The 22,768-nt window shown below is 46.1% G+C and carries 18 protein-coding genes and 1 pseudogene; 15 read left to right on the top strand and 4 right to left on the bottom strand.

Annotated elements, in window-relative coordinates:
- The first annotated feature begins 6 nt into the window (after positions 1-6).
- From ASC49_RS00905 to mobA, 8 genes and pseudogenes are all read left to right on the top strand, one after another.
- A complete protein-coding gene (locus ASC49_RS00905; protein WP_407067167.1) occupies positions 7-960 on the top strand; it encodes an ABC transporter permease in 954 nt (317 codons plus the stop codon).
- 14 nt (positions 961-974) lie between these two features.
- A complete protein-coding gene (locus ASC49_RS00900) occupies positions 975-1,820 on the top strand; it encodes an ABC transporter ATP-binding protein (RefSeq protein ID WP_055461327.1) in 846 nt (281 codons plus the stop codon).
- 13 nt (positions 1,821-1,833) lie between these two features.
- Entirely contained in the window at positions 1,834-3,051 is a 1,218-nt protein-coding gene (locus ASC49_RS00895) for an NAD(P)/FAD-dependent oxidoreductase (protein ID WP_082443648.1), read from the top strand.
- Between the two features lie 50 nt (positions 3,052-3,101).
- Positions 3,102-5,652, top strand: a pseudogene (gene nirB / locus ASC49_RS00890) (nitrite reductase large subunit NirB).
- Between the two features lie 9 nt (positions 5,653-5,661).
- Positions 5,662-5,985, top strand: a complete 324-nt coding sequence (gene nirD / locus ASC49_RS00885) for a nitrite reductase small subunit NirD (protein WP_055461325.1) — start codon at positions 5,662-5,664, stop codon at positions 5,983-5,985.
- Positions 5,986-6,213: 228 nt separating this feature from the next.
- Positions 6,214-8,874: a nitrate reductase gene (locus ASC49_RS00880; protein WP_055461324.1), complete on the top strand. Its 2,661-nt coding sequence runs from the start codon at positions 6,214-6,216 to the stop codon at positions 8,872-8,874.
- Entirely contained in the window at positions 8,871-9,881 is a 1,011-nt protein-coding gene (locus ASC49_RS00875; RefSeq protein ID WP_055461323.1) for a glycosyl transferase family protein, read from the top strand. Before ASC49_RS00880 ends, ASC49_RS00875 begins: the two co-directional genes overlap by 4 nt.
- Before the next feature lie 5 nt (positions 9,882-9,886).
- Positions 9,887-10,468, top strand: coding sequence for a molybdenum cofactor guanylyltransferase (mobA, locus tag ASC49_RS00870; protein WP_055461322.1), 582 nt, complete (start codon positions 9,887-9,889; stop codon positions 10,466-10,468).
- On the opposite strand, the gene ASC49_RS00865 is transcribed toward mobA, so the two are convergent.
- Genes ASC49_RS00865 through purM form a run of 3 tightly spaced genes read right to left on the bottom strand, consistent with a single transcriptional unit; the run spans position 10,469 to position 13,001 of the window.
- Positions 10,469-11,278: a DUF3108 domain-containing protein gene (locus ASC49_RS00865; RefSeq protein WP_055461321.1), complete on the bottom strand. Its 810-nt coding sequence runs from the start codon at positions 11,276-11,278 to the stop codon at positions 10,469-10,471.
- A gap of 11 nt (positions 11,279-11,289) precedes the next feature.
- The gene (purN, locus tag ASC49_RS00860; protein WP_055461320.1) at positions 11,290-11,949 is read right to left on the bottom strand and encodes a phosphoribosylglycinamide formyltransferase; all 660 of its coding nucleotides are present in this window, start codon (positions 11,947-11,949) and stop codon (positions 11,290-11,292) included.
- On the bottom strand, positions 11,946-13,001 hold the full coding sequence (purM, locus tag ASC49_RS00855) for a phosphoribosylformylglycinamidine cyclo-ligase (protein WP_055461319.1): 1,056 nt from the start codon (positions 12,999-13,001) through the stop codon (positions 11,946-11,948). Before purM ends, purN begins: the two co-directional genes overlap by 4 nt.
- A gap of 121 nt (positions 13,002-13,122) precedes the next feature.
- Here purM and ASC49_RS00850 point away from each other — a divergent pair, with 121 nt between their 5' ends.
- Positions 13,123-14,211, top strand: coding sequence for a DUF2066 domain-containing protein (locus ASC49_RS00850; RefSeq protein ID WP_055461318.1), 1,089 nt, complete (start codon positions 13,123-13,125; stop codon positions 14,209-14,211).
- The gene (locus ASC49_RS00845) at positions 14,204-14,437 is read left to right on the top strand and encodes a hypothetical protein (RefSeq protein WP_055461317.1); all 234 of its coding nucleotides are present in this window, start codon (positions 14,204-14,206) and stop codon (positions 14,435-14,437) included. Before ASC49_RS00850 ends, ASC49_RS00845 begins: the two co-directional genes overlap by 8 nt.
- A 64-nt stretch (positions 14,438-14,501) precedes the next feature.
- On the opposite strand, the gene gltA is transcribed toward ASC49_RS00845, so the two are convergent.
- Positions 14,502-15,785, bottom strand: coding sequence for a citrate synthase (gltA, locus tag ASC49_RS00840; RefSeq protein WP_055461316.1), 1,284 nt, complete (start codon positions 15,783-15,785; stop codon positions 14,502-14,504).
- 560 nt (positions 15,786-16,345) lie between these two features.
- Here gltA and sdhC point away from each other — a divergent pair.
- The 5 genes from sdhC to ASC49_RS00815 all read left to right on the top strand — a co-directional run bounded on the left by sdhC (position 16,346) and on the right by ASC49_RS00815 (position 22,744).
- A complete protein-coding gene (gene sdhC / locus ASC49_RS00835) occupies positions 16,346-16,723 on the top strand; it encodes a succinate dehydrogenase, cytochrome b556 subunit (protein ID WP_055461315.1) in 378 nt (125 codons plus the stop codon).
- On the top strand, positions 16,717-17,064 hold the full coding sequence (sdhD, locus tag ASC49_RS00830; protein WP_055461314.1) for a succinate dehydrogenase, hydrophobic membrane anchor protein: 348 nt from the start codon (positions 16,717-16,719) through the stop codon (positions 17,062-17,064). Before sdhC ends, sdhD begins: the two co-directional genes overlap by 7 nt.
- A 3-nt stretch (positions 17,065-17,067) precedes the next feature.
- Complete coding sequence (gene sdhA / locus ASC49_RS00825) at positions 17,068-18,840, top strand: succinate dehydrogenase flavoprotein subunit (protein ID WP_055461313.1); 1,773 nt, start codon at positions 17,068-17,070, stop codon at positions 18,838-18,840.
- Positions 18,841-18,851: 11 nt separating this feature from the next.
- Positions 18,852-19,556, top strand: coding sequence for a succinate dehydrogenase iron-sulfur subunit (locus tag ASC49_RS00820; RefSeq protein WP_055461312.1), 705 nt, complete (start codon positions 18,852-18,854; stop codon positions 19,554-19,556).
- A 350-nt stretch (positions 19,557-19,906) separates the two neighbouring features.
- Positions 19,907-22,744, top strand: coding sequence for a 2-oxoglutarate dehydrogenase E1 component (locus ASC49_RS00815; protein ID WP_055461311.1), 2,838 nt, complete (start codon positions 19,907-19,909; stop codon positions 22,742-22,744).
- Positions 22,745-22,768: the final 24 nt, after the last annotated feature.

The raw sequence follows: 22,768 nt of genomic DNA, 5'->3' as shown, positions 1-22,768 counted from the left end.
CTATCAATGAAATCCTTCGGGTTACAGAAGCTGTCTGAGTTTCGTATTAAAAATCTGCTAATGCCTTTGCTCGGCATCATGGTGTTTCTATTTGTTTGGCAAGTGGGGGCTGAGCGAATCGATACTTCCTTAGGGAAGTTTCCAGGCCCTGTTGCGGTTTACGAGCAGTGGCAAAGTTTGCTCAGTGATCATCAGCGAGAACGTGAAAAAGAGGTCTCTTTCTATCAACGTCAGGATGAACGTAATGCGGACCGTCTTGCAAAAGACCCTAATTATGTTGTGAAAATACGTGAATATACAGGTAAACCCACCTTTTTTGACCAGATCTTTACTAGCCTCTATACCGTGCTAGCAGGTTTTGGTTTGGCAACTTTAATTGCCATTCCACTCGGTATCTTGGTGGGTCTTAATTCTATGGTTTACAGCGCGTTAAATCCGGTGATCCAGATTTTTAAACCGGTGTCACCGCTGGCATGGTTGCCATTGGTTACTATGGTGGTAAGTGCATCCTATGTATCCGCAGACCCGATGTTTTCCAAATCCTTTTTGACGTCCATGTTTACTGTGACTATGTGCTGTATGTGGCCAACCTTGATCAATACAGCGGTGGGAGTGGCTTCGATTGAGCAGGACTTATTGAACGTCTCTAAAGTACTGCGTTTGAATTGGTTCACCCATGTAATGAAGATTGTCATTCCTTCGGCGATGCCGATGATGTTTACCGGTCTGCGATTGTCATTGGGGATTGCTTGGATGGTATTAATCGCAGCGGAGATGCTGGCGCAAAATCCAGGACTTGGAAAATTTGTTTGGGATGAATTCCAAAACGGCAGTTCGGATTCACTGGGTCGTATTATGCTAGCCGTATTGATGATTGGCTTTATCGGCTTCTTATTGGATCGCGTCATGCTGTTTGCACAGCGTTACTTCTCTTGGGATAAAACTCAAATTCTTCGATAATTAGGAGCGATACAATGACTCATTTGGATATTAGCCAAGTCTCTATTGAGTTCCCAACCCCAAAGGGAACCTTCAAAGCGCTGGATGGCGTGAATCTAAAAATTGCTAAAGGCGAGTTTGTTTCTCTAATCGGCCATTCAGGTTGTGGCAAATCGACCGTACTAAATATTGTCGCAGGGCTATACGATGCGACAGAAGGCGGTGTTTTACTGGATGGAAAAGAAGTACGCGGACCGGGCCCTGAGCGTGCAGTCGTCTTTCAAAACCACTCACTGTTGCCGTGGCTAACGTCATACCAGAATGTTGAATTAGCGGTGAAACAAGTGTTTAAGGGCAAGAAAACCAAGAAAGAGATGCATGATTGGATTATGCACAACCTAGAACTGGTGCATATGATCCATGCTGCCGATAAGCGCCCAGCTGAAATTTCCGGGGGGATGAAACAACGAGTCGGGATTGCACGCGCGTTGGCGATGGAACCAAGTGTGTTGTTAATGGATGAGCCGTTTGGAGCCTTGGATGCATTGACTCGTGCGCACCTGCAGGACTCCCTGATGGAGATTCAGCGCGATCTTAATAATACCGTGATCATGATCACCCATGATGTGGATGAGGCTGTTCTGTTGTCGGATCGAATTGTGATGATGACCAATGGCCCAGCCGCTACCGTAGGCGAGATATTAACGGTGGATCTTGAGCGTCCCCGAGATCGTCTGGCTTTGGCTGATGACCCAAAATACGTCGACTACCGTGCACAAGTGCTAACTTTCTTGTATGAAAAGCAGCGTAAGATCGAGCCAATATCTAAGCCAGCAGCAGGTACTAAAACTCTAGGTCAAAAGCTTGCAGCCAATGGTTGATAGGGGAGCTGAGATGGGCAAAGAACATATTGTTATTATCGGCGCGGGCATGGCGGGTTCCAAACTTGCCCATGAGCTGGTGTCTTTGTCATCAGCGCCTTTTAACGTGACCTTGATCGGTGAAGAGGCTCAGGTGGGCTATAACCGTATCATGCTGTCTTCTGTTCTATCTAAGGAAATGAATGAGCAAGATATCGCTTTAGTTGACGTGTCAGCTATGTCGCAAAATGGTGCAAATATTATTGCCAGTGATCCGGTTGTGAGCGTTAACACTGATGACAAACGGGTGTTTTTAGCCAGTGGTACTGAGCTTTGTTATGACCGCTTAGTATTTGCTACGGGGGCACGTTCATTCTTACCTGATTGGGCACAAGTTGGCGCAGACAATGTTGTAGGATTTCGTGACTGGAATGATGTTAAAGCCTTGTTAGCGTTGCCTTTGGGAGCGAAAGTGGCGATTGTCGGTGGCGGTTTACTGGGGCTTGAAGCCGCGGTTGGACTTGCCAAAAATGGTCATCAGCCAGTGGTCATTCAGCGCTCAGAATACATTATGAATCGCCAACTTGATCGAGTATCGGCACAGTACTTGCAAAATAATCTTGAAAGCAGAGGTGTAGCGTTTTTAACCGATACATCACCTGTGCAGATCCTGATGGATCAAGCTGGCCTCAGTGCTAGATCCGTGGTGACCGACAAAGGCTGTATCGACGTCGATATGGTGGTGGTAGCCACGGGGATTACACCTGAAGTGCAACTTGCCAGGAGTGCTGGAGTAAGTGTTGATCGAGCTATCCTAGTGAATGAGAAGATGCAGACTTCGATCGAAGGAGTCTATGCATTAGGAGAGTGCAGTCAGTTTGAACAGCATACTTTTGGTTTAGTGGCTCCAATATGGGATCAATTGACTGTTCTGGTGCAGACCTTACTTAGTGAAGACGCCAAGTTTGGCATCAAACCAGTTCCAACCAAGTTAAAAGTCTCTGGCATTGACCTTTATTCAGTAGGGCAAATCAATGCAGATCCGGATCAAGAGATTACTCTACTTGACTCCGAGCTCAATCATTATCGCAAACTAGTGGTCAATGGCGACCGACTAGTGGGCGCAATTCTTTATGGCAACGTCGCCGATGGCAGCTGGTACGCCCAGCTGATTCAGAACCAAACCAATATTTCTGAAATGTTGGAGTGTCTGGCCTTTGGCGAAGCGTATTGTCAGTCTGTTAACGCTTAGAACTCCAACGTCAGATGTTGCTGGCCGAAAGGCTTAGAAAGGGGAACATGATGACGTCATTTACACATTCAAACGATGGCACAAAACAGCACATTATAGTGGTCGGAAATGGCATGGTTGGCCATCACTTTGTCGAGCAGCTGATTGAGCTTGGCGGTATGGATGAATACCGCGTCACCGTACTTGGTGAGGAAGCGAACCTAGCCTACGACCGAGTTCATTTAAGTGATTATTTCAATGGTGCAAGCGCTGCGGATCTTGCGTTGACAACCAGCCAATACTACGAAAATCACGGTGTAGCATTTCATACCCGTAGTAAGGTAGTTGTTCTCGATCGACAAGCAAAAATGCTAACGCTTGAAGGTGGTGAGCAGCTTGCCTATGACAAGTTGGTTTTAGCTACGGGTTCCTATCCATTTGTTCCACCTATGCCTGGCCATGATCGAGAAAATACCTTTGTATACCGAACGCTAGAGGATCTAGATGCGATCAAAGCCTGCGCGCAAAGCGCTAAGACAGGTACGGTCGTGGGGGGCGGTCTGCTAGGTTTGGAAGCTGCCAATGCACTGAAAAATCTAGGTCTTGAAACCAGTGTGGTGGAATTTGCACCGCGTTTAATGCCAGTGCAGCTGGATGAAACCGGTGGTGCCTTGTTGCGCGAAATGATCGAAGGTTTGGGGGTAAGGGTGCTGACTTCAACGGCAACCAATGAGATCGTTGATGGTGAATCAGCCAACCATCGCATGAACTTTGCTGATGGCTCACACTTGGAAACGGATCTGATTCTTTTCTCGGCTGGGATTCGGCCACGAGATGAGTTGGCGCGCCAAGCCAAACTTGAAGTGGGTGAGCGCGGCGGTATCGTGATCAATAACCAATGTATCACCAGTGATGACAGTGTTTATGCGATTGGTGAATGTGCTCTATGGGATGGTCGAATCTTTGGCTTGGTGGCACCTGGTTACATGATGGCAAAAACTGTGGCGGGTCATCTAATGTGTAATGCTGCGGCTGCTTTCACTGGTGCAGATATGAGCACCAAACTGAAGTTGCTGGGTTGTGATGTGGGTTCGATCGGTGATGCTCACGCCGCTAGCCAAGGCGCCCGTTGTTTTGTGTACCAAGATCAGATTAATCAAGAATACCGTAAGCTGGTAGTAAGTGAAGATGGCAAGAAAGTCATTGGTGCGGGATAACAGCTACTACGACACCTTGATTCAATACTACTTAAACGGCATTGATTTACCGGCGCAACCGCAAGCTTTGATTCTGCCAGCTAGCAATGGTGAGTCGGTTGGTCTTGGAGTAGAGGCTTTGCCTGCCACGGCTTCTATTTGTTCCTGTCATAACGTCACCAAGCAAAGTATTGCGGATGCGGTGGCTGCCGGTGCTATGTCCGTGGGCGATGTTAAAAGTGCGACCAAAGCGGCGACGGGCTGTGGCGGTTGTGCGGCGTTACTCAAGAAGGTCGTGGACAATGAGCTTACCGCGTTAGGCATCGAAGTCAGTACCGACATTTGTGAGCATTTCCCTCATACGCGCCAAGACCTTTACACCATTGTCAAAGTAGAGGGTATTCGCACTTATTCTGAGTTATTGCATAAACATGGCAAAGGCCATGGCTGTGAAATTTGTAAACCAGCGGTTGGCTCAATCTTGGCGTCAGTTTGGAATGATTACGTGCTTGCCAAAGAACACATCGGTTTGCAGGATACCAATGACCGCTTCTTGGCCAATATGCAGAAAGACGGTACGTATTCTGTGGTGCCACGCATTCCAGGTGGTGAAATCACACCTGACAAACTGATTGTGATTGGCCAAGTGGCGAAAGATTACAATCTCTACACCAAAATCACTGGCGGTCAGCGTATCGATTTATTTGGTGCGACCCTGCCGCAACTACCTGAGATCTGGAAACGTCTGATTGATGCAGGATTTGAAACGGGTCAAGCCTACGGCAAGTCAGTTCGAACAGTGAAATCTTGTGTCGGCAGTACTTGGTGCCGCTTCGGCGTGAATGACAGTGTCGGCATGGCGATCAAGATAGAGAATCGCTACAAAGGCTTGCGTTCACCGCATAAATTGAAGTTTGCCGTATCTGGCTGTACCCGTGAGTGTGCCGAAGCGCAAAGCAAAGACATTGGTGTGATCGCCACTGAAGGTGGCTGGAATCTATATGTCTGCGGTAATGGGGGCATGAAACCGCGCCATGCGGATTTATTTGCCACCGATCTCGATGATGAAACACTGCTTAAATACATCGACCGCGTATTGATGTTTTATGTGAAAACGGCAGATCGCTTGCAGCGGACCTCAGTTTGGATGGACAGTCTTGAAGGTGGTCTGGAATATCTAAAAGAAGTTGTTATCAGTGATTCGTTGGCTATTTGTGAGGAGCTAGAAGAGCAAATGGATCATGTTGTGGGTACCTTCCAATGTGAATGGAAAACCACCGTTAATGATGAGAAAGCCCTTAAGACTTTCCGTCAGTTTGTAAATCACGATGGCCAAGATGAAAACGTGGTCTTTGTCGAAGAGCGAAATCAAATTCGCCCAGCTACTGACGAAGAGAAAGTAACACTGATTGCCAAAGCTGGTTAGGAGCATCCCATGAATTGGAATTTAATTTGTATCAAAGACGATTTAGTGGAAGACGCCGGCGTCGCGGCCATGGTTAATGGCGAGCAGGTGGCGATCTTCTTTTTACCGGAAGCGGAAGACAAGGTGTTCGCAGTGAGCAATTGGGATCCGATTGGCAAAGCCAATGTGATGTCGCGAGGCTTAACTGCCCATTTGCAAGATCAATGGGTGGTCGCTAGTCCGCTTTACAAGCAACATTACAATCTCTCAACTGGGCAGTGCTTGGAAGATGAGGTTTTTCTAAAAGTCTGGTCAGCCAAGATGGTTGATAACGAAGTGTATATCGCCGTTTAATATTTTAGTGTGTCAAATCGGTGCGTTAAGCGTTTTCTTAGCGCACACAATCACTGTAACAAGCGTTTTTCCATCAAAAATGGCTCCACTAAGCTGGCCTGCAATTTGCAGTGATTAATATACCTCAGTCTATCCAGTGTTGGATGTCTGGTGATTGGCAATGTAGCCCTGACTTTCCTCTTGTAACCAAGATGGGAAGCAGGGCTTTTTTTATGGGTAGAGGAAAGTATGACAGCAAAAACAACTTGTCCTTACTGTGGCGTTGGCTGTGGCGTCAAGGTGACCATCGCAGATGATCCATCCAAAGGTTTTACCAGCTTGGAAGGTGATGACAGTCATCCTGCGAACCTTGGCAAACTTTGCGTAAAAGGCAGTAACTTAGTGGCAACCCTCGTTCAAGAGGATCGCTTGTTGCAGCCGAAAATACACGGCAAAGATGTGTTGTGGCAGGATGCAGCGGATCATATTGCTGAGAAAATCACGCAAACGATTGCCCAATACGGACCTGATTCCTTCGCTTTTTATTTATCAGGTCAGATATTGACGGAAGATTATTACGTGGCCAACAAGTTTGCTAAAGGCTTTCTTGGCACAGCAAATGTGGATACTAACTCGCGTTTATGTATGGCTTCCGCTGTGGTGGGTTATAAGCGCGCGTTTGGTTCCGATACCGTGCCTTGTAGTTATGAAGATCTGGAGCTTTGCGATCTACTCATTATGATCGGTTCCAATGCGGCTTGGACTCATCCTATCTTGTTCCAGCGCATCGCCGCTGCCAAAGCCAAGCGCCCCAATATGAAAGTCGTCGTGATTGATCCGCGTAAAACCGCGACATGTGATATTGCCGATTTACATCTGGCGATAGCGCCAGGTAGTGATGCGGCGATTTTCAACTTTCTACTGTTAGAATCACAACGCCATCAAATATTAGATACGCACTATATTAAGCAGCACACCAAAGGCTTTGCGAACGCCCTTTGGGCGGCGCAAAAGCATCAACCGAACCGTGCAGAGGTAGCCAAATTCTGCGATGTCGCTGAGACAGATTTGGCGCAGCTGTCCCAATGGTGGTGTGATACGCCCAAAACCGTGAGTTTCTATTCCCAAGGAATTAATCAGTCTTCCTCTGGTGTCGATAAGTGTAACGCCATCATCAATTGCCATTTAGCAACCGGTCGTATCGGTAAAGAGGGTGCGGGGCCGTTTTCGATTACTGGACAACCTAATGCCATGGGCGGTCGTGAAGTCGGTGGGTTAGCGAATCAACTCGCTGCTCATATGGATTTTGCCACCCCTGGGGCGATAGAGACGGTGCAGCGATTTTGGCAGGCGCCGAACATGGCCACAGAAAATGGTTTAAAAGCCATCGACATGTTTCAAGCCATAGAGTCAGGAAAAATCAAAGTCGTTTGGATTATGTCGACTAATCCCCTCGTTAGTCTACCTGATACAGAGCAAGTCAGACGTGCTTTGGAAAAATGTGAATTGGTCATTGTCAGTGATTGCAAAGTGCATACGGATACCACGGCTTACGCTGACGTTTTATTGCCCGCGCTACCGTGGAGTGAGAAAGATGGCACGGTGACGAATTCAGAGCGTCGTATTTCTCGCCAGCGTGGCCTTCTACCACCCTTGGGGCAGGCTATGCCAGATTGGTGGGCGATCTGTCAAGTCGCACAAAAAATGGGCTATCGAGCTGGCTTTTCCTACCGCTCGGTGGATCAAATTTTTCGTGAGCATGCTGCCTTGTCGGGATTTGAAAATAACGGCAAAAGGGACTTTGATATCAGCTATTTTAATCAGATAAGCGCTGATGAATATGAGACGTTAGCACCTATTCAATGGCCTGTGACGCCAACTCGGCCAAAGGGTACGGCAAGGATGTTTGAGGATGGCAAGTTTTTTACAAAGGATGGTAAGGCAAGTTTTATTCCCATCTATCCTGAGAAACCTGTAGCTCAAACTACCCATGAATTCCCTTTTATTCTCAACACGGGACGTGTGCGAGATCAATGGCATACCATGACTCGAACTGGCGATGCCGCTATTCTTGTGAAGCATATCAGCGAGCCTTACCTAGAAATTCATCCCGAAGATGCGGCTAAGCTAAATGTCCAAGACAACAGTGTGGTAGAGGTGTCATCAGCTCTGCAGAGTCTCAAGCTTAGAGCCAAAGTTTCAGATCAGGTAAGGCCGCAAAATCTATTTGCGCCGATTCATTGGACTCGTCAGTTTGCCAGCCAGTCCATCGTCTCGTCATTGATTCCGCAAGCCTGTGATGTGTTATCAGGGCAGCCAGAATCCAAACATGCCATTGTGAATGTGAAAGCTGTTCAGGGATTACGTTATGGCTATGTGCTGTCAAAGAAACTGCCCAATCTACCTGAATTAGATTATTGGTGCCGCGTCCCTCTTGAGAAAGGTGAGCGCCTAGATCTTGCCAGTAATCGGCCCGATATTATCGAGGTGCTATGCGCTCAGATAGAGCAGCAATGGTCTAAAGGCAATTGGTTAGAATATCGGAATCCTATTCGCCCGCAGCAACGTCGAGTGTACATAGTTGATGAACAGGTTGTTGCATTTGTGTTGTTACAGGCCTCCCCAACATTACCATCTACCTCATGGTTAGAAGACCAGTTGTTTAGCGTTGACGCTATGACCGAAATGCAGGGCATAGCCTTGCTTGCAGGTCGAGCGGTGAATGTGGAGGACAAGGGGGCTGTTGTCTGCTCTTGTTTTCAAATAGGGTCGAAACAAATTGAACAGGCAGTTCGGTCTGGAATCTCTTCAATTGAAGCATTAGGCAAGTCTTTAAAGTGCGGGACTAATTGCGGTTCCTGCATTCCAGAAATCAAACAATTTATCCCGGTTATGGAGGTGACATTATGAGTGAATTCTTCTCGCGTTTTGTACAAATTCTGGGGCGCGGTAAAAAGGGCTCACGTCCACTGACCGCAGAAGAAGCCCAAATGGCGATGACCATGATGTTGCAAGGGGAGGCTGCCCCTGAACAAATCGGTGCATTCTGGATGTTGATTCGAATCCGTGAAGAAACGGTTGAAGAGACGATTGGCTTTACCCGCGCGGTACGAGCCTTTCTAAAGGTGCAAAACCTCGCCCCTTCAAAAGTAGATATTGATTGGCCGGCTTATGCGGGCAAACGTAATGAATTACCTTGGTTTCTGCTCGCGGCACTGACACTCGCGGATGCGGGCTACAAAGTTGTCATGCATGGTCATTCATTTAAGGGGGAAGATCGCATTTATGTTGAGGAAATCGTGAAATCTTTGGGGTTGCCCTATGTGCCCAAAACAGAGGCTGGCAGAGTTAATAGTTATTTGCAGCATCATAATTTTCTCTATGTTCCATTAGAGGTTGTGAATCAGTGCTTGGCGCAAATGATGGATTTGAAATTGTCTCTCGGGTTGCGTTCTCCAGTGAATACAGTAGTACGAATGATGAACCCTTTTCAGGCTGCGCACAGTGTCCATGGGGTTTTTCATAAGGGCTACGATGATCTGCATGCTCATTCTTGCCTGCAATTGAATGATCCATCGGTGCTTATTTTTCGTGGTGGTAATGGTGAAGCTGAGGTCAACCCTGAGCGGGAAGTAACCCTTGCAAAAGTAAAAAATAGTCGCTTGCATTGGCAACAATGGCATCGCATTGAGCAGGAACATACCCGTAATAAAAGTAATTTGTCATTACGTCGTATGATTGAGCATTGGACGGGGGAGTCGAGTGACCCGTTTGGTGAAAAAGCGGTGCTACAGACTCTGGCCTCCGTGTTAGGATTGATTCACGACCAAGACGATCAGATTTATTGCCTAAACTTAGCGCAGAAATTATGGAATGAGCGTCAGCGAGACTACCTTAGATATGGGAAGGCTATATAAGAGTCATGAGCAACAAATTTGAGATTACGGCGTTGGTTTTAGCTGGTGGGGCAGCGCAGCGTATGGGCGGTGTGGATAAGGGCTGGCAGTTATATGCTGGGCAACCTTTAATTGAGCGGATGATGGCTTTGGTAAAACCCTTTTCCGTTCAGCAATTTATCAGTGCTAACCGTAATCTTGAGCGCTACCAAACGTTAGTCGATGACGTCATCACTGATGTCGCCCCTTGGCAGGGTATCGGACCTCTAGGTGGGTTGTATGCTGTGTTAGACAAGCTTAACACCTCTCATCTTTTAGTGGTCCCATGCGACACCCCACGTTTCTCTGACGCAGCACTCCAGCATTTATTAGAAAACGCTCAGCAAGCGCCAGAGATGGTGCATTTTATGGAAACGGTGTCGGGTCCTCAGCCTTTACATGCGGTATTGCCAGTGGCTGCGCTCAAGCAGAATTTGCCAGAATTCTTAGCGCAAGCTGAGTATTACGGAGTGATGAGCTTTTATAAACAAATTGGTAGACGTGCGGTGCATTGGCACAGGGACGAAGAGTTGGTCAATATCAACTATCTAGATCAATTAGAACCCTAGTTACTGTTTGGCCGCAGGTGTGGGGAGCTGAGTGATTTTATCTAGGTTAAGAGTGTACGACTCACCTTTTTCAAAGTGTTCCATCTTTACTAACAAGTAGTCATATTTGGGAGCAAACCAGAAATATTGATGGCGCTTATCCGATAGGTTGTCGGTCCGAACGACTTTAATGGTTTCAAGCTCTCCAAGCTTAGTTTTAATCATCTCCTGATCACGTTTTTCAAAGGTATAAAGCTTTGCTTGACCACCATCGGCAATCTGGTAATCGAGTTGATCTCGATGACTTTTTAAATCGTATCGAAGCTGAAGTTGTAATGTGAGTCGATCAAGTGTGGTGTTATTGATCGGCATTGACCAAGAGTTGCCTTTGGAAGTATTAATCGCGCTCATGTCATCCCAGTCAAACGTGACGATGACATCCTTACGTTTCCCCAACACACTTGAAGAGTAGTGGTATTCCGTCGGCCGTAAGCTATCACCTTCTAGGTAAAACTGGCTTGATTCTTTGAGGCTGGCAAGTAACGTATCCACGACAAAATCAAACTTATATTGATGATCAGCCGCTTCAGTCAGCGTTTGTTTACCTTCCACTCGTAAAGTAATGCCCTTTTTATAAACCGTGCTGTAAACGGCACTGTAAGGGGTAAAAAACACTGGGTCATTCGAGTTTTTTTGTTGGGCTACAGGTGAAGAGACATTGCCATTAGACGGAGAGCTAGTATGGGTAACGGGTGCAGTTGATGAGGCCGAGTAAGAGGGTATTATCTGAAATAATAGTGCGATTGCGGTAATGTTTCGGATAATACCCATCTTAATTTTTCCTAGTGTTCGTTCAAATCCGTTGTGTAACGCACACCTGACTCAGGTAAAGGTTCTCCGTCTAGTACGGCTTGACCGTTTTCTAGAGTTAAGCGACCAGAGCTAAACCATTTAACGCTTAGGGGATAAATGATGTGCTCAAGCGCATGAACTTTCTGAGCCAGCGAGTCAGCAGTTTCATCTGACGATATTTCGGTGCTAGCTTGTAAGACCACTGAGCCAGCATCCAGTTCCGAAGTAACAAAATGAACGGACACACCATGTTCCGCTTCACCAGCGTCAATTGCTCGCTGGTGAGTATTTAATCCTTTGTACTTTGGCAACAATGAAGGATGTATGTTTAACATACGACCTTCATAATGACGCGTAAATTCTTCCGTTAGAATACGCATAAAGCCCGCAAGCACCACCAGCTTAGGCTGATACTGGTCGATTAGAGCCATAAGAGCTTGGTCGAACGCTTCGCGACTTTCAAACTGCTTATGATCCAATGCATGGGTTGCGATGCCAGCATTATTAGCTCGTTCCAGCCCGTAAGCGGATGCCTTATTGCTGACTACGGCTTTGATGTCGATATCGAGATTGCCTTGCAGGCTTTGATCAATCAAAGCCTGCAAATTACTGCCGCTGCCTGAAATTAAAACAACGACGGGAAAACTCATGCAGACGCCTCAAGGTCAGAGATCACAACCTCTTTGCCTGATTTCTCACGGATTTCACCGATCACCCAAGCATTTTCGCCTTCAGCTGTAAGAATAGCCAATGCGTTATCAACGTCAGCAGCGTTTACCGCTAGAACCATACCTACGCCACAGTTTAGCACGCGGTACATTTCTTCTTGTTCAACGTTGCCTTGCTCTTGCAGCCAATCGAAGATCGCAGGACGAGTCCAGCTTGCTGCATCAATGTAAGCTGCAGCGCCCTCTGGCAATACACGAGGAATGTTTTCTAGTAGACCACCACCAGTGATGTGCGCCAAAGCATTTACGTTGACTGTTTCCATCAATTTAAGGATAGATTTAACGTAAATTTTAGTTGGAGCTAGTAGGGCATCTTTTAAAGCCACGCCACCAACTTCTTCTTCAAGCTTGGCGCCGCTTACCTCTAGGATCTTACGGATCAAAGAGTAGCCGTTTGAGTGTGGGCCAGATGAACCTAGTGCGATCAAGGTGTTGCCCGCTTCAACTTTGCTACCATCGATGATTTGATCTTCTTCCACCACGCCAACACAGAAGCCAGCTAGGTCGTAGTCACCATCGTGGTACATACCAGGCATTTCTGCTGTTTCGCCTCCAACCAATGCGCAACCAGATTGTAGACAGCCTTCACCGATACCGGTTACCACGTCAGCCGCCACATCGACGTCCAGTTTGCCTGTTGCGTAGTAGTCAAGGAATAGTAGAGGCTCCGCACCAGCAACAACGAGATCGTTTACACACATTGCCACCAAGTCGATACCGATTGTGTCATGCTTGTTTAGATCCATCGCTAAACGCAATTTAGTGCCCACGCCATCTGTTCCTGATACAAGAACTGGATTTTTGTACTTTTGTGGAAGACGAGTAAGGGCGCCAAAGCCACCCAATCCACCTAGTACTTCAGGGCGGCGTGTTTTTTTACTTACGCCTTTAATGCGCTCAACAAGTTCGTTGCCTGCGTTAATGTCTACGCCTGCGTCTTTGTAACTAATCGAGGTTTTTTTCGATTCGGTCATTGCCTAAGCCTTATCATGGTGTGGGAAAAAACGGCATTTTAACACAGTGGAGAATAAGGGCTATGGTTCTTTGCATAGAAGACAGTAGAATAGAGCAAATACGATAAGTAAGGGGATTATTTTGAAACGTATTTTCTTTATGTGTTTGTTGTTGGCTTCAACAATGAGTCACGCTGTCCAAGTTTCTAATTTGTATTCGTCTGTCGTTCAGGTACCGGCAAGCTTGGATGATCGCCAGTTGCTTGATCGTGCGTTTAGCGAAGCGATTGACGATGTTTTGTTACGTGTCTCTGGGGCAAAGAATGATTTGTCTAGCAGTGTGTTGAGTCAAGCGCATCGCTCGGCTACTAGCTGGGTTGCACAGCATTCGATTAAGGATGCGGTGGAAACGGTTAATGGTTCCAGTGGTCCTGAGGCGGCAAAAGAGGTAAGCGTTACCTTTTATAAGGAATCGGTAGATCGTTTCTTATTTGATAACAGCTTACCTGTCTGGGGAGAAAATCGTCCGAGCATTTTAGTGTGGCTGATTGAAGAGCAAAATGGTACGCGTCAAATGTTTGGTGCCAATCAACCTTCTACGTCGTTATCGCAGTTTTTTGATGGTGCAAAACGCTATGGTCTGCCTGTGTATGCGCCTTTAGTTGATAATGTGGATCGCCAAACATTGAGCGCAAGTGGTCTTTGGGGATTCTTTGAAGACGATATTATGTCAGCAAGTGCCCGTTACCAAACAGACGTAGTATTGGCTGTGCGAATGAGTGAATATGGTGATCAGGCAGTGGTTGAGGCAATGTTGTTGTCTCCTAATCAAGCATCGCGTGTTGAGTCCATAACTCGCCCATCAAAGCGAGAAGCAGTAGAGGAAATGCTAGTGCGTTTGTCTGCAATACTGTCTGATCGCTATGCATCGGTTCGTTTAGCTACGCCCAAAAATATGAATGTCTCTGTAGATGGGGTTCGTAATTATACATCTATGTCGACTCTGCGTGAGTATTTGGCTTCGATAGCGGTCGTGCGTAACGTGCAGCTTGATCGTATTGTGGATGGACAAGTTGTATTTGATCTGTCGTTAGATGGAACAGAAGAAAAGTTTAAAAACAGTGTAGCACTGAATTCAGTGCTGGCGCTAAAACCGATGATGGCTTCGGCACCTTATGAAAATTACACCGTTAGCTATGAATACAAAGGTAAAGGTAATTCAAATGAGTAATGAAACTGAGGCAACGCCTGTTCTGAAGAATTTTTTTGATCGATCGATTGAAGAACAGCAGGATTTTCTTCAGCAAACTTGGTGTAATGAATGTATGGAGATGGATTTAGGCATGAAAAACCCGCAAGAGTTTGAAGCTGGGGATCGTGCTTGGATCGAAGGTGAATGTGTTAAATGTGGCACAAAAATTATTACTGAGCTTGTCTATGAAGACGACGAAGTATAACTTTTGCTAGTTTGGCAAGATAACAAAAAAGCGGCTTCAAGCCGCTTTTTTTATGGCTAAACCCTTATTTTTTTGTAGGGTAGTCGCGTTCAGTATGGCCTACATACAGCTGGCGTGGGCGGCCGATTTTGTATGAACCACTGATCATTTCATTCCAGTGTGAAATCCAGCCAACAGTACGTGCCATGGCAAAGATTACGGTAAACATGGAAGTTGGGATGCCGATCGCTTTCATGATGATGCCAGAATAGAAGTCAACATTCGGGTAAAGCTTACGCTCCACGAAGTAAGGGTCTTCAAGGGCAATTTTTTCTAAGCGCTTCGCGATTTTTAACATAGGGTCGTCAGACTGGCCTAACTCAGCTAAAACTTGATCACAAGTTTCGCGCATTACTTTCGCGCGAGGGTCGAAGTTTTTGTAAACGCGGTGGCCAAAGCCCATTAGTCGGAATGGGTCATTTTTGTCTTTCGCTTTAGCAATGAATTCGTCAATTTTCGATTCATCACCAATTTCTTCCAGCATCGTCAATACCGCTTCGTTGGCACCACCGTGAGCAGGGCCCCAAAGCGTCACAAAACCCGCAGCAATACATGCGAATGGGTTTGCGCCAGACGAACCAGCTAAACGGACAGTAGAAGTCGAAGCGTTTTGCTCATGGTCTGCATGTAAGATAAAGATTCGATCCATTGCTTTCGCAAATACTGGATTCACCTTGTAGTCTTCGCAAGGTGTAGCAAACATCATGTGGAGGAAGTTCTCTGCATAGCTTAGATCGTTACGAGGGTACATGGTCGGTTGACCCTTAGAGTACTTGTAACACATTGCTGCAAGAGTTGGCATTTTTGAAATCAAGCGGAAAGCTGCGATTTCACGGTGCTTAGGATCGTTGATATCCATGTGGTCTTGATAGAACGCAGACAAAGCACCTACTAAACCTACCATTATCGCCATTGGGTGAGCATCGTTGCGGAAGCCATCAAGGAACTTCTGCATAGATTCTGACACCATGGTATGGTTTTTAACGGTTTCTACGAACTCTGCTTTTTGCTCAGAGCTTGGCAGCTCTCCATATAACAGTAGATAACAAGTTTCAAGGTAATCTGAGTTTTCTGCAAGATCGGCAATTTTGTAACCGCGATGCAGAAGCACGCCTGCCTCACCATCGATATAGGTGATTGCAGATTCACATGAGCCAGTAGACATGAAGCCAGGATCATAAGTGAAGACGCCATGAGAACCTAAAGTTCTTACATCTATCACGTCTTGTCCTGCTGTGCCTGTTAATACAGGAAGTTCAATCGTTTGATCGATACCGTCTACCGTTATGCGAGCTTTTTTGTCAGCCATTTTTGGTCTCCTTCGTACTCTGGTCCGGGGCAAAGAGCCTTGAATTAGCTCTCCTGGCCCAGAAGGTGCGGAAAAAATACTTTCTTACGGGTTACAAAGTCAATTAGACAAAGTTTTTACTACTTCTTCGATCTTAGTAATTTCTTTGTAAATTTGTAACGGGATTGATAGTGTTGGATGAGTGAATATTGATCTGTTTGTTTTTAAGTTTTTGATTATTAATAGAAAAGTAAAAATTCCGCAGGAGCGAAAATCTGTAATTTTACACCATTATTGCTTTTGTTTATGGGTGCATTCATTTTGTGAATGGTGACCATTAAAACCCCTACGTTCTGTCTATTTGTCTTAGGTTTTTGGCCTAGTCTATAATTGCGACCCGATGATTTCATTGATTTGTCGGTGTTATTTGGCAAGTTTGAGTCGCATGTGCCAATGTCGCTTGCAAATCGATGGGATTTTCAAGGAGGCCTATGGATCCAGTGAAGCTTTGCTTTCCCTTGGTGACGATAGAATTTGGGTCGAGATTGACCATTCAATCAAATAAAATGGTGTAAAGAGTCGTGAACAAAAAAAGACCAGTCAACCTTGATATTTCCACAATATCAATGCCCGTAACCGCAATTGTCTCTATCCTTCACCGTGTAACCGGTATCATCCTATTTATTGGTTTGGTATTCCTGTTCTACGCGTTTGATCAGTCATTGTCTTCACAGGAAGGTTTTGATCAAGTGGTAGAGGTGCTACAAAACAATTTTCTAGCGAAATTTGTCGTTTGGGGTGTCGTTTCAGCGCTGATGTACCACTTCGTAGCGGGTGTTAAGCACTTGTTTATGGATTTGGGACATTTCGAAGAACTTGAAAGTGGCCGCATCGCGGCAAAAGCGAACCTAGTGATCGCTGTTGTTCTGATTCTATTAGCAGGGGTATGGATATGGTAACTCAAATTACTAGCTTTGGCCGTTCGGGTCTGTACGACTGGATGATGCAGCGCGTGTCTGCATTGGTATTGGCGGTATACAGTATCTTTATTATTGGTTACTTGCTTCTTAATCCAGATCTAACATACGAACAGTGGAGTGGTTTGTTTGAAACAACTTCAATGCGCATTTTCTCTCTACTAGCGCTGCTATCTGTTGGTATTCACTCATGGATCGGTTTGTGGTCAGTGTCAACTGACTACATTAAAGCAACAGGTGTTCGTTTCTTCTTTCAATCTCTATGTGGCTTAGTAATGTTTATCTATGTCGTATGGGGTGTTCAGGTTCTTTGGGGGCTGTAAGTAATGGCTAATATTCGTACTATCTCTTTTGATGCCATTGTAATTGGTGGTGGTGGCGCAGGTATGCGTGCGGCACTTCAGTTGACTGAATCTGGCTTAAACACGGCGTGTGTCACAAAAGTATTCCCAACTCGTTCACATACTGTATCTGCGCAAGGTGGTATCACTTGTGCCATTGCAAGTGAAGACCCAAATGATGATTGGCGCTGGCACATGTACGATACCGTTAAAGGCTCTGACTACATCGGTGACCAAGACGCTATCGAGTACATGTGTTCTGTCGGCCCTCAAGCAGTATTTGAGCTTGAGCACATGGGCTTACCATTCTCTCGTAAAGAAAATGGCCGTATTTACCAGCGTCCTTTCGGTGGTCAATCGAAAGACTTCGGTAAAGGTGGTCAAGCAGCGCGTACATGTGCTGCAGCGGACCGTACCGGTCACGCGCTACTACACACGCTTTACCAAGCGAACCTAAAAGGCGGCACTACATTCTTCAATGAATGGTACGCGGTTGATTTGGTGAAAAACTCTGAAGGCGCAATCGTTGGTGCTGTTTCTATCTGTGTTGAAACAGGTGAAGTGGTTTACCTAAAAGCGAAAGCGACAGTCCTTGCAACGGGCGGTGCCGGTCGTATCTTCCAATCTACGACTAACGCACACATCAACACGGGTGACGGCGTAGGTATGGCGCTTCGCGCTGGTGTGCCAATGCAAGACATGGAAATGTGGCAGTTCCACCCAACCGGTATTTACGGTGCGGGTACACTTGTTACTGAAGGTTGTCGTGGTGAAGGTGGTTACCTGATCAACAAAGACGGCGAACGTTTCATGGAGCGTTACGCGCCAAACGCGAAAGACCTTGCTGGTCGTGACGTAGTAGCTCGTTCGATGATTCTTGAGATTCTTGAAGGTCGTGGTTGTGGTGAACACGGTGACCACGTACTTCTAAAATTGGATCACCTAGGTGAAGAGACTCTGAATAAGCGTCTACCAGGTATCCTTGAGTTGTCTCGTACTTTTGCTCACGTTGACCCAGTGAAAGAACCGATTCCTGTTGTACCTACTTGTCACTACATGATGGGTGGTGTGCCAACGAACATCGGTGGCCAAGCGCTATTGCAAAACGAAGCTGGTGAAGACGTGATTATTCCTGGTCTTTACGCTTGTGGTGAGATCGCTTGTGTATCAGTTCACGGTGCGAACCGCCTAGGTGGTAACTCTCTGCTAGACTTAGTGGTATTCGGTCGTGCAGTGGGTCTTCAAGTTAAGAAATCTCTAGATGAAGGTTTCGACTCAATGGACGCTAGCGACACTGATGTTGAAAAAGCAATGGCGCGTCTGAACCGTCTAAACAGCTCAACTGGTGGTGAGTCGGTTGCAGAGGTTCGTGCAGAGCTTCAAAAAACTATGCAGTTATACTTCGGTGTATTCCGTGAAGGCCCATCTATGCAGAAAGGCCTTGAGCAGCTTAAAGAAATCCGTAAGCGCGTTGAGAATTTGCATCTTGAAGATAAGAGCCAGGCATTCAATACTGCTCGTATCGAAGCACTTGAGCTTGAAAACTTGCTAGAAGTGGCTGAGGCAACGGCAATCCCTGCGGAATTCCGTAAAGAAAGCCGTGGCGCACATGCACGTAATGACTTTACTGAACGTGACGATGAGAACTGGTTGAAACACTCTTTGTTCCACCCAGCAACTAAGAAAGTGACCAAGCGCGATGTGAACTTTGCGCCAAAAACAATGGAAGCTTTCCCACCTAAAGTTCGTTCATACTAAGGAGTTATTCGATGTTAGTTAGTATCTATCGTTACAATCCTGAGAAGGACGATGCGCCTTACATGCAGGATTTCGAAATCGAGCTGCCAGCGGGTAAAGATCTGATGGTGCTTGATGTGCTTAACCTACTAAAAGCACAGGATCCAAGTATTTCTTACCGTCGCTCATGCCGTGAAGGCGTGTGTGGTTCTGACGGTATGAATATGTCTGGTAAAAACGGCCTAGCGTGTATCACGCCTGTGTCCGCTGCGGCAAAAAACAATAAGCTTGTCTTGCGTCCTCTGCCAGGTTTGCCAGTTGTTCGTGACTTGGTTGTGGACATGGGACAGTTCTACAAACAATACGAAAAGATCAAGCCATTCTTGATTAATGACACGCCAGCACCAGCAATCGAGCGTCTACAGAGTCCTGAAGAGCGTGAAAAGCTTGATGGTTTGTACGAGTGTATCTTGTGTGCGTGTTGTTCTACGGCATGTCCGTCGTTCTGGTGGAACCCTGATAAGTTCATTGGTCCATCTGGTTTGCTACAAGCTTACCGCTTCTTGGCCGACAGCCGCGATACGGCTACACAAGATCGTCTTAGCGATCTTGATGACCCGTTCAGCGTATTCCGTTGCCACGGCATTATGAACTGTGTAAACGTTTGTCCAAAAGGTCTAAACCCAACTAAGGCGATTGGTAACATTCGTACTATGTTGATTCAACGTGCGACCTGATGAACGACATGCTTGTATCGTTTTTTAATGGTACAAAAAAAGTAGCCTCTATTAGATAGAGGCTACTTTGATGCTGGGTTTATGCGTAACGTTAAATCCATGTAAAGAAAAAGTTACGAAGAATTTAGTTTTTCATGGCGGAGATATCTGTGCATGAAAAAACACTAAATAGCCCCATTTATTACTAATAAGTAAGGCACTTGTGCTTTAGAATTGGACTGTTTAAGTGTCATTTAGTAAAAAAGTAAATAATAACCTGGCGACTAGTCATTGATTAGTTTAACCAGAATGAAAATTTGAGTTATCGCATCACGGTGATAGCTGGCTCGAACATAAAAGGGTGATCGAGAATGCATGAAAGTTTGATGGAGTTGCTATGGAGCACTTCTCACTTTTCAGGGGGTAACCTTGAATACGTTGAGGGGCTGTTTGAGAGCTACTTAGTTGACCCCAACTCAGTATCCGAAGAATGGCGGAAATGTTTTGATCAGTTGCCGAGAGTAAGTGAAGCGCAGTCAACCGATCTTCCTCACTCCGTTATTCAACAACAATTCTTAGAACTTGGTAAAAACAAGTTCCGCAACATTCCTGTTTCTACAGGTGTCGCAGCTAGCTCAGAGCATGAGCAAAAGCAGATCAATGTACTTCAACTTATTAACGCTTATCGCGTTCGAGGCCATCAACACTCCAACTTGGATCCGCTGGGTCTTCAGAAGCGAGAAAAAGTTGCTGACCTTGATTTAGGTTTTCACCAATTAACGGGTGCTGATCTAGACACTTCCTTTAATACTGGCTCATTATTCTTTAATCAAGAAAGCATGCCTTTAAAAGACATGATCTCTGAGCTAGAAAAAACTTACTGTGGCTCTATTGGCTACGAATTCATGCATATTGTCGACACCCAAGAAAAAGCTTGGTTGCAACAACGTGTTGAATCGGTTCGTTCCCGCCCAGAATATTCAGAAGAAACTCGCAAAGCGTTGCTTGAGCGTCTAACGGCAGCAGAAGGTCTTGAAAAATACCTAGGCAGTCGCTACCCAGGTGCGAAGCGTTTCGGTTTGGAAGGTGGTGAAAGCTTAATTCCAATGGTAAACGAGTTGATCCAACGTTCTGGTGCCTTAGGGGCGAAAGAAGTTGTGATCGGCATGGCACACCGTGGTCGTCTAAACGTTTTGGTCAACACGCTAGGTAAAAACCCGAAAGACTTGTTTGACGAGTTCGAAGGTAAAAAGCTTGTTAACACTTCTGGTGACGTTAAATACCACCAAGGTTTTTCTTCTAACGTGATGACAGCAGGTGGCGAAGTTCACACCGTGCTAGCGTTCAACCCTTCTCACCTTGAGATCGTTTCTCCTGTAGTAGAAGGTTCTGTTCGTGCGCGTCAAGATCGTCGTCAAGATAAGACGGGTAAGACAGTTGTGCCAATTTCCATTCACGGTGATGCAGCCTTTGCTGGTCAGGGTGTTGTAATGGAAACGTTCCAGATGTCACAGACTCGTGCCTACAAGACTGGCGGTACAGTGCATATCGTGGTGAACAACCAAGTAGGCTTTACCACAAACCGCCAAGAAGATTCGCGCTCAACTGAATACGCAACAGATGTTGCCAAAATGATTCAGGCGCCTATTTTCCACGTAAACGGTGATGATCCAGAAGCGGTGCTATTTGTCACTCAGTTGGCTCTTGATTACCGTTACGAGTTTGGTCGTGATGTCGTTATCGACATGGTGTGTTACCGCCGTCGTGGTCACAACGAAACGGATGAACCATCAGGTACTCAGCCATTAATGTACAAAGTTATCAATGGCATGAAAACTACGCGTACAAAATACGCAGAAGCTTTGATTGCTGCTGGTGTGGTCACGGAAGCTGAAGCTGATGAGTTAGTGAATGAAAACCGTGAAGACCTAGACAATGGTCGTCATGTAGCGAAGAGCTTAGTACTAGAATCTAACTCTGAGTTATTTGTTGATTGGAAACCATATCTTGGCGTTGAGTGGACAGATGCTGGTGACACGAGTTACCCATTGGCGCAACTACAAGAAGTAGCGAAGAAAACAACGTCTATTCCTGATGGTGTCGTGGTTCAGCGTCAAGTTATGAAGATCTATGAAGATCGCGATAAGATGACTGCTGGTGCCATGCCAATCAACTGGGGTTACGCTGAAACGCTTGCTTTTGCTACGTTGCTTGAGCAGGGCTACCCAATTCGTATTACTGGTCAGGATTCTGGTCGTGGTACGTTCTCGCACCGCCATGCTGTGATCCACAGCCAAAAAGACGGCAGTACTTACATTCCTCTAAAACACTTGTCGGATGATCAGCCAACACTGGATCTATATGACTCGTACCTATCTGAGGAAGCGGTTCTTGCATTCGAATACGGTTACTCAACAACTTCACCAAAAGGTCTAGTGGTTTGGGAAGCTCAATTCGGTGACTTTGCCAACGGTGCACAAGTGGTAATTGACCAATTCATCACCAGCGGTGAGCACAAGTGGGGCCGTCTATGTGGTCTAACTATGTTGTTGCCACACGGTTATGAAGGTCAGGGTCCAGAGCACTCTTCTGCACGTCTAGAGCGTTTCATGCAGTTGTGTGCGGAATTCAACATTCAAGTGTGTGTTCCAACGACACCAGCACAGATCTTCCACATCTTGCGTCGTCAGGCGATTCGCCCAATGCGTCGTCCGTTGATCATTATGTCACCGAAGAGTTTGCTGCGTCACAAGCAAGCAATCTCTACGTTAGAAGATCTATCTGAGGGCAGCTTTAAAACAGTATTGCCAGAAGCAGCAGAGAATATTAAACCAGAGAACGTTAAGCGTCTGGTGCTTTGTAGCGGTAAGGTTTACTACGACTTATTCAACCGTCGTGAAGAGCTGGCTAAAGAAGACGTGGCAATTATTCGTCTTGAGCAATTGTACCCGTTCCCATACGCTGATTTTGAAGCGATTTTGGAACCGTACAAAAATGTTGAAGAGCTGATTTGGTGTCAAGAAGAGCCTAAGAACCAAGGCGCTTGGCATGCAAACCGCCACCGTATGAGCCGTGTGTTAGACAGATTGTACCCAGAAGTGAAAATTCGCTTTGCAGGTCGTATGTCTTCTGCAGCACCTGCAGCAGGCTACATGTCTGTACACGTTGAAGAACAAGAAGCGCTGGTTAACGACGCGATTGTCGGCTAGCACCACTGCCTGTCAGAGATAAGG

It is taken from the genome of Marinomonas fungiae (assembly GCF_001418205.1).
Lineage (GTDB): Bacteria > Pseudomonadota > Gammaproteobacteria > Pseudomonadales > Marinomonadaceae > Marinomonas > Marinomonas fungiae.
The sequence above is the reverse complement of the archived record's forward strand: the minus strand, read 5'-3'. Positions and strand labels throughout refer to the sequence as shown.